This is a genomic window from Mycobacterium basiliense, assembly GCF_900292015.1.
Classification (GTDB): domain Bacteria; phylum Actinomycetota; class Actinomycetes; order Mycobacteriales; family Mycobacteriaceae; genus Mycobacterium; species Mycobacterium basiliense.
In genome coordinates this window covers 4269367-4281756 of the sequence record NZ_LR130759.1, presented here as the reverse complement: position 1 = coordinate 4281756, position 12390 = coordinate 4269367, and the positions used below count along the sequence as shown (strand labels likewise).

Here is a 12390-nt window from a genome sequence, read left to right as displayed (position 1 = left end):
GCTACTGAAAAGCGTTGAGCCGAGAGAAGAGTGCGCTGGCAATCGGGTTGGCGTCGGCCACCAGGTCCGAGAACCGGTAGTTGGCTATCTTGGCGATCTCGATCAACGCAAATGCCTTCTCCGCGGCCGGGGAGTTGTCCATGCGCGACCAGCCGTTACGCAGCACCCGGTCCAACCGCTCGGTCTCGCGAGCGCAGATCACCAGTGGGAACCCAAAGCGCCGGCCGTAAGCCGTCGCGAGTTCGACGACGTCACTGCGGTCGTCGTCGTCGAGGTTGGACAACGCCACGTGGTCGATCGCCAGTGCGCGGCCCGCCTCATCCTCGGCGCCCAGGCTCGGGAATGCCCGGATCAGTTCTAGCTGTTGCTCCGAGGAACCGGTGAGCAGCGCATCCTGGAAGGCCGCTCGCAACGCTGCGGTATCGGGGAATGGCCGCCTCTCGAAGGCGCGCTCGACCGGCCACCGCACCCCCTGAACCACATGGCCGAACACCTCGGCGAACCGCTCACCGGTCATCGTGTTGACCTCGTCGAGGGTGATGGTGCCGGCGCCGGCCACCCGTGGTCCCCGGGCGCCGAGGTGGAAGAACACGATGTTGAGCAGCAACGCGGCGATCGCACCGATGGTGATGCCGCTGCCGAACAGTAGGTCGACACCCGATGGCATCGCCTTGGCGATATCCGGGTAGTTCGTCACCCATAGCGCCAACGCCAGGCTGGTGGTCACGATGATCAGGTTGCGATGGTCGGTGAAATCCACCTTGCCGAGCGTTTGGATCCCGATGACGGCCACCGTCGCGAACAGGGTGAGCGCTGCCCCGCCGAGCACTGGATTCGGCACCGATGACACCACCGCGGCCACTTTCGGCAGGAAACCCAAGACGATCATGATGCCGCCGGCGGCGGCGACCACCCAGCGGCTCTTGACGCCGGTGAGGCGGACCAGCCCGACGTTTTCGGAGAACGCCGTGTACGGGAACGAGTTGAAGACGCCGCCGATGACGGTCGACAGGCCGTCGGCACGCAGCGCGTTACCGATGTCGGCGACCTTGATCCGCTTGCCGACGATTTCGCCGGTGGCCAACGTGGAGCCGGTGGACTCTACCGAGGTGATCAGCAGGATGATGACCATGGTTGCGCAGGCGGCCACGTCGAACTTCGGCATCCCGAACAGGAATGGCTGGGTGAAGCCCAGGACTTCGGCCCGTCCGACCTGGTCGAGGTTCATATCGCCGAGCAGGTAGGCAACCGCGCATCCCAGGACCAGGCCGAGCAGCACCGCGACGGTCGCGACGAATCCCCGGAAGAGACGCTGGATCGCGACGATGATCGCGATGGTGGCCGCGGCGTACAACAACCATCGGATATTGGTCGGGTCATGTTGCCCGGTGTGTGGATTGGTTACCGCCTGGCTGGCGCCAACCGGTATCAGACACAGGCCGATGATCGTGATCAGCGTGCCGGTGACAACGGGTGGGAAGAACCGGAGCAACTTCACGAAGATCGGTGCGATCGCGAACGTGAACGCGCCGGCCACGATGACCGCACCGTAGACGTGCAGGAGGCTGTGCGCGCCACCGCCGTGTGCCAATCCGATCGCGATGACCGGGGACACGCTCGCGAACGTCACGCCCTGCAGCAAGGGCAGACGTACACCGATATTCGCCATCCCGACGGCCTGAATGATCGAGGCGATGCCGCAGGTGAACATGTCGGCGGTGATTAGTTTGATCAAGTCCTCGTGCGGCAGCTTGATCGCGCTGGCGATCAGGATCGGCACCACGACGGCCCCCGCGTAGAACGCGACCACATGCTGGAAGCCGTAGATCGCCAGCTTCGGGAAGGCAAGCACCTCGTCGACCGGATGTACGCCCTGTGACGGTGTGTTGTTTGCGCTCGGGGTCATGGCCCAAGAATGGACTACATCCTGGTGTCGTCAAGCGATCAAATCCTGGTGTCGTCAAGCGATCAAATCCTGGTGTCTGCCCCAGTGGCGGGCCGGGCCGGCGGTTCGTGATCGGCCCCGACGTGCTTGCCGAGGTCCCAGCCCAAGGGGCTGAGATTGCTTGCGGTCCACCGCGACGATTCGGCGTCGGTGAGGTCTGAGGGCTCGGCCGGATATCAGACCCCGCCAGGATTGCCGGGGTTTCCGTCGAGGCCGTCTATGCCTTCGCCGCCGGCGCTGCCGGTGCCCGCACGTCCGGTGGGTCCGGCGGCGCCGCCGTCTCCGCGCAGGCCGCCGGTGCCACCGGCCCCGCCGGCGGCGTTGCTGCCGGCGCTACCGGCGGCGCCCAGCAGGCTGCCTGAACCGCCCGCGCCACCCGCACCGCCGGCACCGCCATCACCGCCGTCGCCGCCATTGCCGCCGGTCCCACCATCGCCAATGACGCCCTGCAGGCGGCTCGAGTTCGCGGCCGCGCCGCCATTGCCACCGTGGCCGCCCTGCGCGCCCTCGCCCCCCAACCCGCCGTTCCCGCCGAGGCCGCCGATCCCGCCGGCTCCACCATTGCCGGCCAGCAGCCCTGCGCTACCGCCGGCACCGCCCTGGCCCCCAACGCCGCCGGCCCCACCCGTGCCGCCGTCGCCGCCGACACCACCGATGCCACCGGCGCCGCCGTCGCCACGCGGGGGAATCTTTCCGATGGAAATGCCGCCGGCGTTCCCGCCATCGCCCGCAGCACCACCATCAGCTCCAAATGCGGCCGCTCCGCCGCGAGCCCCTGAGCCGCCGGCACCGCCGGCGCCGCCATCGCCGGCCAACAATCCACCACTACCGCCGGCGCCGCCCTGGCCACCGCTACCGCCCGCTTGTCCGTTGGCGCCGGTACCGCCATGCCCGCCGTTACCGCCGGCGCCGCCATCGCCGGGGCTGGCCGTGCTCGTGCCGCCGCTGCCGCCGTTGCCGCCGTTGCCGCCGTTGCCGCCGTTGCCACCCGCCGCGCCGAGACCGCCGTCACCGCCGTTGCCGCCCGTACCGCCAGCGGCCCCGGCTCCGGCGAAACCAGTCTTGTCAGCGCTGCCGCCCTTGCCTCCGGTGCCACCGTCGCCGCCATCGCCGCCCGGTGCGCCGTCACCGCCGGTACCACCGTTGCCGCCGTCGCCGCCTGTGCCTCCCGGTGTAGCGAAGCCGCCGGAAGCGCCCGCACCGCCGTTGCCGCCGTTACCGCCCGTACCGCCTTGCGCGCCCGTGCCGCCGTCGCCAGCGTTGCCGCCGGCACCCCCAGTACCGCCGCTGAGGAACCCGGTACCGGTTGTGCCGCCGGGGGAGCCGTCGCCGCCGGCTCCGCCATCGCCGCCTACCACGCCGATCGCGGTGGTGGAATCACCCGAACCGCCCTCGCCGCCGGCTACGCCCGGGTCTGGGGACGTCGAACCTTCGGTACCCGCATTCGCATTGCCATTCGGGGGGGTAATTGGCCCCGGATTCACTCCATCGGAACCCGGTGCCCCTTGCCCGCCGTGTCCACCTGCTCCGCCGGCGCCGAACAGCCCGGCGTTGCCCCCGGCCCCGCCGTTGCCGCCGGTCCCGCCGACCACGATCGCGTCCCCGCCGTTACCCCCGGCGCCGCCGTTGCCGAACAACATCCCGCCGGCGCCGCCGACCCCGCCGATAGCACCCGCGCCTCCGGCCCCCCCGGTCCCTCCGTTGCCGATGAATCCGGCGGCGCCGCCGTTACCGCCGGCCTGCCCGGCCGCGCCGGCCGCCCCGGCCCCGCCGTTGCCCCAGAGGATTCCGCCGGCCCCGCCGTTACCACCGGGCATCGTGGCATCGGCGCCGTTGCCGATCAGCGGGCGGCCGAACACCGACTGGGCGGGTGCATTGATCGCGGTCAGCGCCATGTCCTGGATGGCTTGCAACGGTGAGGTGTTGGCGGCTTCGGCGGCGGCATAGGAGACCGCACCGGCGTTGATGGCTTGGACGAACTGGGTGTGAAATGTTGATGCCTGCGCGCTGATCGCTTGATATGCCTGGGCATACTGACCGAACATCGCCGCGATGGCGGTTGACACCTCATCGCCTGCGGCGGCAATCATTCCCGTCGTCGGCAGCGCTGCCGCGGCGTTGGCGGTGTCGATGGCCGCACCAATCCCTGCCAGTTCCGAGGCTGCTGCGGTCGCTACCTCTGGCGCTACGAATACATACGACATCTGTTTACCTCCACGAACCGCTACTCGTCCGGGCTTCCCCGGTGCACGTCGAATTGCCCGGACGGCAGCAGCGTAACGGTGATCAACGCCACTGCACTACCATTTATGCAAAATCCATGAAAAATAATTATTAGGGCTAATATTCGTCACTCGGTGATTTTCGGCGTGTTTTTTACCAATGCAAATCAGGTGAACCCGTAGCAATGCTCAATCTCCGGTGAAGAATGGCGTTCCGGCCGGACGGCGGGTAGGTCGGTGCGGGCCTGAATTTCTCGCCTATGCCCAATCGCGTTGTGCGGGCGATGCGTTCGCTGGACATCATCCCGTCGGCGGCGCCACTCGGCGCAAGCTCCTCTCGACCGGAACGGGACGGCCGGTGGCTTTTGTCGTTGCTGATTCCTGGCTAAGCGACATCTCGCTGGTCATGCAGCGAATATCGTGCCGCGGCATAATTCTCGGATCGTTCGGCACGAGCCACCTGAGCTGGTGAAACATGCTTGTCGTCGGGATTATTGGCGCTGCGAATTCGAAACGACCTAATCGACTGCGAACCGAACCGGAACGGCTCGGCGGAACGACGACGGGCACATCTCGCTCCGCGACCAGGCGGCGCGCTGGGGTGACGACGCGGGAATCGGCGAGGTATCCAGGCGGTGTTGTCTGCGGTCGCTGGAAGTACCGATGCAGTCCGCTGGAAATATCCTGTGCATGCGTTGCGCCGAGTTGTTGAACCCCCGGAATTCGGTTTGACTGGTCGCAGCAGCTACAAAACTTGTGTGAACCAAAGATGGTGATGGGGCTCGCCATACCCGCGCTGGGTACCGACGGCCAAGGGTCCCTGCGCAACGGATCACTACCGGCGTGCCTAGCAAGCGGGTCGGCTCCGGCGCGTAGGCCAACCTCTGGCCGTCCAGTTTCGCCGGCAAGCGTCATCGCGCCGCCTGGCAACACGTGACAACGGTAGGTGGATGGCCTGGGACGCAACCGCGGGTAGCGCGGCCTATCGGCGCATGAGTTGATCCATCGGCGAACTTGGGCGCACTACAGCGTTTCTTGATGAGCGCAACGCCAACGCCCAACATCGTTTGTGAAAGGTATCCAACGGATGGCGCGTACGCATCGCATCGTGAACTGGGATCCCGAGGATTTGTTGGCCTGGAATACCGGTAATAGGGCCATCGCTCGGCGCAATCTGATCTGGTCGAATGTGTCCGCGCACGTTGGTTTTTCGATCTGGTACCTGTGGTCGGTAATGGTGCTGTTCATGCCGCAGTCGCTCTACGGATTTTCGACAGGGGACAAGCTGCTCCTGGGTGCTACCGCAACCCTGGTCGGCGGGCTGGTACGTATCCCGTATGCGATGGCTGCCACGAGGTTCGGCGGACGCAACTGGGCGGTTTTCTCGTCATCGGTGTTGTTGATCCCAACGGTCGGGGCTGTTGTCTTGCTGGCCAACCCGGGCCTGCCGCTGTGGCCGTATTTGGTGTGCGCGGTGCTGACCGGACTGGGCGGAGGCAATTACGCTGCATCGCTGACCCATGCGGAAGCTTTTTATCCGCAGCGGCTGAAGGGCTTTGCGCTTGGGCTCACCGGCGGGCTGACCAATCTAGGGTCGGCAACCATCCAGGCGGTGGGGCTGGTTGTGTTGGCCACCGCCGGTCACCAAGCGCCCTACCTGGTGTGCGCGGTGTACCTGGTGCTTCTTGCGGTTGCCGCTGTGGGTGCCGCGCTGTTCATGGACAACCTGAGCCACGTCATCGAAACTGCGCATGTGCGGTCGGTGCTTCGCATACCAGATTGCTGGGGAATCGCGTTGCTCTACCTGTGTTGTTCGGGGTCCTTCCTGGGATTCGCCTTCGCATTCGGCCAAGTGCTGCAACACAATTTCGTTGCCGCTGGCCAGAGCCATGCACAGGCGTCGCTACATGCCGCGGAGATCGCCTTCACCGGCCCGCTGCTGGGGTCGCTGTCGCGCATCGTCGGCGGCAAGTTGGGCGATCGGGTAGGTGGCGGCCGTGTCACTCTGGGTGCGTTGGCCGCCATGATCGTCGCCGGCGGATTTCTGGTTGCGGTGAGCACGCACGACGACCTCACCCGCGGCCGCGACGGCCCTGTGACGGCCGCCACGATGATGGGCTACATCGTCGGGTTCACCGCGTTGTTTGTTTTCTGCGGAGCGGGTAAGGGGTCGGTGTTCAAGTTGATCCCGACGGTCTTCCGAGAGCGCAGCCGCTGGCTGGACGTTGACGAGGCCCAACGGCGTCACTGGGAGCGGGTGATGTCGGGGGCGTTGATCGGGTTCGCCGGCTCGCTCGGCGGCCTCGGCGCAATGGGAATCAACCTGGTACTGCGGCAGTCCTACGTCAGTGCGGGCACCGAAACGCCGGCGTTCTGGATCTTCCTGCTGTGCTACATCGGCGGTGCCACCCTGACCTGGGTCCGTTACGTGCGCCCGCAGGGGGCGGCGTCAACGACCACGCCGCCGTTGCCGGCCGCGGCGGAGGTCCCGGCCGCAATGTGACCGTGGCCGCGTTCGTCTGCCGCGTTAGGAAGCAACTCGGCAGCTCAGCTCTGGTGCTGGCGCGCCAAGACTCCGCGCGCGACACATAAATCGCGTAGCCGACACGCCGGGCAGCGGCGCCACCGTTTATAACTCGAGTCAGATCCCGCCCTCGACCGGTCCGCCATGACGCTTCGGTATTCGGCGATCCAGGAGATCGGTGATGCGATCGGCGATGAGATTGGGTCTATTCTTCGTCGAGAAGCCACCCCCGGTTACGTCGGGCCTGTCGACTGCATTGTTGTTGCTGCTCTTTGCTGCTGGTGGTCGATAGAAGTGCCATGCCGCCAACGCTTCTCCGCCAACGGCTCCAGTTCGAAGACCGGCATTCTGTCGTTGACGGCCGTCGCTGAGGAAGGGCGAGCCTGGTCCGTGCCGGCGGCGCAATTCATTACGACGTCGAAATGACCTCGGAGCTCGGGCTGCTGCTCGTCACGCGCGAAAAGCGCTGTGCGCGAGATGGATCTGATCCGCGTCGTGTTCGCGGTATCCGGCGCTGTTAAGTGGGCAGACCTTCGCGGTCGGCATCTTCGCGATAGCGGTCGACCCACTCATCGGAGCGTTGGTTGGCTTGTCGCTCCAACACCGGTGCAGGAGCCATCCGCGCGTCCAGCCCCAGCGCCTCGAGGATGCTGCCCACCAGTTGAGTCAGATTGCGCCACAAAACCGGATACGCAATCTCCATCGGTTCGATGCCTTCCTCGGCGAACCAGGTGCGCCAACCCTTTTCCTGGGCGCGCAGCATAGTGACCACGTGGGCGATCGCGCCGGCATGGTAGATGGCACGTGCATCGCGGACCGGATCGGGCCGGCCGCGCCAGGCTCGGGTCTGGACCGCACGCCAGAATGACACCGCCTGCGACACCACGTCGGGGCGGTAGACATAGACGAGAAGCGGATTTTCGCCGACCACATCGTGGATTGCGGCCAGCAGCCCGTCGCCGGATCGATCCGGCAATTCACTCGCCCGGTCAAGCAGAAGCGAGGTCTGATTCCACATCAACTTGCCGCCCCATACGCCGTTGGGTGTACGACCGACCGTACGAATGTAGTCGCGCCAGATTTCGGCTGGGGCGAGGTCTGGCTTGCCCTCGTCCAGGGGATCAAGCAGGCTCAGGATCGACTCGTCTGTCACGCCGGCAAACCACTCGCGCGGTTGGGGGGGTTGGCTGGTGGCGGGCAGATATTGAAAGAACTCCTGAGGCTCGCCGGCCACGCCGGTGGCGCGCAGCGATTCGACCAACAGCGTGCTGCCGCTGCGCTGGGATGCCAGCACCAGATATGACGACGGGCTATTTGCCACCAAGGCAGACTAACCGCTGGCAAACTTGGCGCAACCCTTCGAAATTGCTTTCACGCTGAAGTTAACTCTTGCGCAGGCCCCGGGTCAGCTAAGCCGAGCGCTCAGTGGCCCGTAGTCCCAATGAGAACAGCAGCCGCACATCGGGATCGGCGAGCGAGGTGGACAGCAGCTTCTCAACTCGACGCACTCGGTAACGAACGGTGTTGGGGTGCACTTGCAAAGCCTGGGCCGCCACACCGACGTCGCCGAAGCTGTCCAGATAAACCCGCAACGTCTCGGCGAGCACCGGATCCGTGGCGCGCAGGTTGCGTACCCGCGGGTCGATCAACCGAACATCGCGACCGACCAGCGTGACGATTTCGTCGAGTAGCACCGTGGTGCGCGCCTCGGCCAGTGATGTCACCTGTCCGATCGAGACGGGGTGGCGCTCCGCGCTGTCGAGTACCCGGTCCACCTCGAAACGTGCTGCGGCGAGTCCGTTTAGGCCCGCCAGTGGCGCGGCAATGGCCGCGCGTAGCTGCACGCTGAGTTCGGTACGCAGTGCGCTCACCGTCCCGCGGACCCAGGACCTCAGCGCGCGCGTCATAGCGGTCTGCGGCAATACCACGTAGACGCGCGATGCCTTGCTCGCTACCTGAGCGTCACGTCGAAAAGCGCTCGCACTCAACGCCAAAACGTCGGCCAGTCGGGGATGAGGGCTTTCAGTCCCGATGGTGTCAAACCCGATCAGCGCGGCATTCCCGTCGGTGCTGAGCCCGAGTTCGTGCGCGATGGTGTTCACGTCGGCCGCTGCTGGGCCCGCGTCCGGATCGGCGAGACCCAACAGCTGCTGCACTTGGCGAGCATGTGTGGACGGTCGGGCCGCCAGGCGCGACATGATTCGTGCTCCCAGCACCGCGGCGCCGCGCAATATTTCTTCGGCGTCCTCGGCGAGCGGCGCAGAGCCCTGTTGAACCCATATGGTTCCGGCGAAAATCGGTGATCGGCGCGCGGTGGCAGCTGGTTGATGTATCCCGATTGCGAGCCGGGGGCGCAAACCGAATTCCGGGCGCTCGGCCACCTGGACGACCTGTCCGCTGGAGCGAAGCGCATCGAAGATGCCCCATTGATCGAGCCACTTGAGATGTTCGGGCGGTCCGGCACGCCCCAGAATGGACAGCCGACGCAGTTCGTCGGCCTCATCGCTGGACGCCGAGTAGGCCAGCACGTGCGACTGGGCATCTTCGATGCTGACCATGCCGTGAATTCGATCGGCCAGAGATTGCGCCAGGCCGAACAGGTCGGTGCCGGAATCATCCGCAGGGTCGCTGCGGTCCCCATAGTGTTCCAAGACCCGATTGACCAGCTGGTAGAGGCGTTCCCAGCGGGCCTGAGGTTCGACTGCTACCAGCGCCGACCCGGTCCGGACAGCTTCGGTGACCACCGCGTCGGACGGTTCCTTGACGAAAATCGCTACCGGCGCCCGTGCCTGTCCGCCGATCCAGCGCAGTGCCTCGTCATCAGTGACACCGAGCAGAAAGAAGACGTCGGCCGAACCCGCTGCCGCTGCCAGACCGAGCCGGACATCGTCCGAATCGACCAGCGCGGCCGAAGCCACCGGAAGATCCAGGCCACGGGGGGCTTCCACCAGGCTGACCAGGGTTGCATCCAACGCGAGCAGCAGCTGGCCCAGTCCGATGCCGGTCAAACCCATATTGTCCGATAGTACTAGCACGCGAGACAGTTCTTGTCTGATCAGCCAATCAATTCGTGCCCCTTGGCGGGGATCCTGGCAGGCATGGACGCGATAACCCAGGTACCGGTTCCGGCCAATGAGCCAGTCCACAACTATGCGCCGGGCTCCGGCGAACGCATGCGCTTGCGGGCCGAACTGGCCACGCTGACCGAGCACCCGATCGATCTCCCGCACGTGATCGGCGGTAGCCACCGGATGGGCGCCGGAGAGCCGATCGATGTGGTGCAACCGCACCGCCACGCCGCGACGCTGGGCACCTTGACCAACGCCGGACCGGCTGAGGCCACCGCTGCGGTCGAAGCCGCCATGACCGCCAGGAGTTCGTGGGCGGCGATGCCTTTCGATGAGCGAGCCGCGGTATTCCTGCGGGCGGCAGAGCTGCTGGCGGGGCCATGGCGGGAAAAGATTGCCGCGGCGACAATGCTGGGCCAGTCGAAGTCCGCCTACCAGGCGGAGATCGACGCGGTGTGCGAGCTGATCGACTTCTGGCGGTTCAATGCCGCGTTCGCCCGGCAGATTCTGGCGCAGCAGCCGATCAGCGGCCCCGGCGAGTGGAACCGGACCGACTACCGGCCGCTGGACGGTTTCATCTATGCGGTTACACCGTTCAACTTCACCTCGATCGCCGCCAACTTGCCTAGTGCGCCGGCGTTGATGGGAAATACGGTCGTGTGGAAGCCGTCTATTACCCAGACGCTGTCGGCGTATCTGACCATGCAACTGCTCGAGGCCGCGGGATTGCCGCCCGGGGTGATCAATCTGGTCACCGGTGATGGATTTGCGGTTTCGGAGGTGGCGCTAGCCGACCCGCGACTGGCGGGCATTCATTTCACCGGGTCGACAACGACCTTCCAGCACCTATGGCAGCAGGTCGGTGCCAATATCGGCCGCTATCAGAGCTATCCGCGGCTGGTCGGCGAGACCGGCGGCAAGGATTTCGTGGTCGCGCACGCCTCCGCACGCCCCGATGTGCTGGCTACGGCGTTGGTTCGAGGCGCGTTTGACTACCAGGGCCAGAAATGCTCGGCGGTGTCGCGGGCCTTCATCGCACATTCGGTGTGGCAGCGCATGGGAGACGCTTTCCTTGGTATGGCCGCGGAGCTCAAATATGGCGACATCACCGACCTGTCCAACTTTGGTGGGGCGCTAATCGATCGGCGCGCATTCATCAAGAACGTCGACGCCATCGAGCGGGCGAAAGGCGCCGCGGGAGTCACGATCGCGGTCGGTGGCGAATACGACGATAGCGTCGGGTATTTCGTGCGCCCAACCGTTCTGCTGTCCGACGATCCGACGGATGAGTCCTTCGCCACCGAATACTTCGGCCCGGTGCTGTCGGTACATGTCTATCCCGACGACCAGTACGCGCGAGTCCTGGATCTTATTGACACCGGGACCCGTTACGCGCTGACCGGTGCCGTGATCGCCGACGACCGCGACGCCGTGTTGGCCGCCCAGCAGCGGTTGCGGTTTGCGGCCGGAAACTTCTACGTCAACGACAAGCCAACCGGAGCCGTGGTTGGGCGCCAGCCGTTTGGTGGTTCGCGCGGGTCGGGCACCAACGACAAAGCCGGGTCGGTGCTGAACATGGTGCGTTGGCTCTCCGCGCGCAGCATCAAGGAGACCTTCGTCCCGGCCACCGACTACACCTACCCACACATGGCGGCCGACTGATGTCTGGATTGTTCGCGCACACGGTGCGTCCTGCCATGCTCGCGGCCAGCCGGTCCGATGGGCTGCGGCATAGCATCGAGCGCTCGTCAATCACCCGGCGAGTTGTGCGCCGGTTCGTGCCTGGAGAGACGCTGGAGAGTGTGCTCGATGTTGTTGCCGTACTGCGTGATTCGGGACGCCAGGTCAGCATCGACTATCTTGGCGAGAACGTCACCGACGCCGACGATGCGACAGCCACCGTGCAGGCGTACCTCGAGTTGCTTGATGCGCTGGGCCGTCGCACCGACACCGCACATGATGGTGTGCGACCGCTGGAAGTGTCGGTCAAGCTCTCGGCGCTGGGGCAGGCGCTGGATCGCGACGGCCAGAAGATCGCATTGGACAATGCCCGTACCATTTGCGAGCGAGCCGAACAGGTCGGTGTGTGGGTGACGGTGGACGCCGAAGACCACACCACCACCGACTCGACGTTGTCGATCTCCGGAGACCTGCGGGTGGATTTCCCATGGTTGGGCACCGTTGTGCAGGCCTACTTGCGTCGCACCCGATCGGACTGCCTGGAACTGGCGGCCGTCGGCGCCCGGGTCCGGCTGTGCAAGGGGGCATATGACGAGCCGGCATCGGTGGCCTATCGGGATGTCGCTGAGGTCAACGACTCCTTCGTGCGCTGCCTTGCGGTGCTGATGGCCGGTTCGGGGTATCCGATGGTCGCTTCACACGACCCGGCGATCATTGCCGCGGTCGCCGAGATGTCTCGCGAATCAGGACGCAAGCCAGACGATTTCGAGTATCAGATGTTGTACGGTATCCGGGACGAGGAGCAGCGGGCGCTCGTCGCTGCCGGAAATCAGGTGCGTGTGTACGTGCCGTTCGGCACCGAATGGTACGGCTATTTCATGCGGCGATTGGCTGAACGCCCAGCCAACCTAGGGTTTTTCCTGCGAGCGCTGACCCAACGCGGCTAGGCGG

At 65.6% G+C, this 12390-nt stretch carries 7 protein-coding genes; 3 read left to right on the top strand and 4 right to left on the bottom strand.

Translation table 11 applies throughout. The annotated features are described in order from the left end of the window. Position 1: 1 nt before the first annotated feature. A complete protein-coding gene (locus MB901379_RS18000; protein WP_158017860.1) occupies positions 2-1906 on the bottom strand; it encodes a solute carrier family 23 protein in 1905 nt (634 codons plus the stop codon). A 215-nt stretch (positions 1907-2121) separates the two neighbouring features. Further along, positions 2122-4149 carry a PE family protein gene (locus MB901379_RS25100; protein ID WP_158017859.1) on the bottom strand — a complete coding sequence of 676 codons (2028 nt, stop codon included), beginning with the start codon at positions 4147-4149 and terminating at the stop codon, positions 2122-2124. Between the two features lie 1105 nt (positions 4150-5254). On the opposite strand from MB901379_RS25100, the gene MB901379_RS17990 reads away from it, so the two are divergent. Beyond that, positions 5255-6670, top strand: a complete 1416-nt coding sequence (locus tag MB901379_RS17990) for an MFS transporter (protein WP_158017858.1) — start codon at positions 5255-5257, stop codon at positions 6668-6670. Positions 6671-7208: 538 nt separating this feature from the next. On the opposite strand, the gene stf0 is transcribed toward MB901379_RS17990, so the two are convergent. Next, complete coding sequence (gene stf0, locus MB901379_RS17985) at positions 7209-8012, bottom strand: trehalose 2-sulfotransferase (protein ID WP_158017857.1); 804 nt, start codon at positions 8010-8012, stop codon at positions 7209-7211. A gap of 88 nt (positions 8013-8100) precedes the next feature. Further along, on the bottom strand, positions 8101-9705 hold the full coding sequence (locus MB901379_RS17980; RefSeq protein WP_158017856.1) for a PucR family transcriptional regulator: 1605 nt from the start codon (positions 9703-9705) through the stop codon (positions 8101-8103). Positions 9706-9789: 84 nt separating this feature from the next. On the opposite strand from MB901379_RS17980, the gene pruA reads away from it, so the two are divergent. Both pruA and MB901379_RS17970 read left to right on the top strand, forming a co-directional pair. Further along, entirely contained in the window at positions 9790-11421 is a 1632-nt protein-coding gene (gene pruA, locus MB901379_RS17975; protein ID WP_158017855.1) for an L-glutamate gamma-semialdehyde dehydrogenase, read from the top strand. Beyond that, complete coding sequence (locus tag MB901379_RS17970; RefSeq protein WP_158017854.1) at positions 11421-12386, top strand: proline dehydrogenase family protein; 966 nt, start codon at positions 11421-11423, stop codon at positions 12384-12386. The genes pruA and MB901379_RS17970 overlap by 1 nt, the downstream gene beginning before the upstream one ends. Positions 12387-12390: the final 4 nt, after the last annotated feature.

Coding starts and splice junctions, on each gene's coding strand:
- MB901379_RS25100 (WP_158017859.1), bottom strand. CDS start 4,149: ATGTCGTATGTATTCGTAGCGCCAGAGGTAGCGACCGCAGCAGCCTCG.
- MB901379_RS17980 (WP_158017856.1), bottom strand. CDS start 9,705: ATGGGTTTGACCGGCATCGGACTGGGCCAGCTGCTGCTCGCGTTGGAT.
- MB901379_RS17970 (WP_158017854.1), top strand. CDS start 11,421: ATGTCTGGATTGTTCGCGCACACGGTGCGTCCTGCCATGCTCGCGGCC.
- MB901379_RS18000 (WP_158017860.1), bottom strand. CDS start 1,906: ATGACCCCGAGCGCAAACAACACACCGTCACAGGGCGTACATCCGGTC.
- MB901379_RS17990 (WP_158017858.1), top strand. CDS start 5,255: ATGGCGCGTACGCATCGCATCGTGAACTGGGATCCCGAGGATTTGTTG.
- pruA (WP_158017855.1), top strand. CDS start 9,790: ATGGACGCGATAACCCAGGTACCGGTTCCGGCCAATGAGCCAGTCCAC.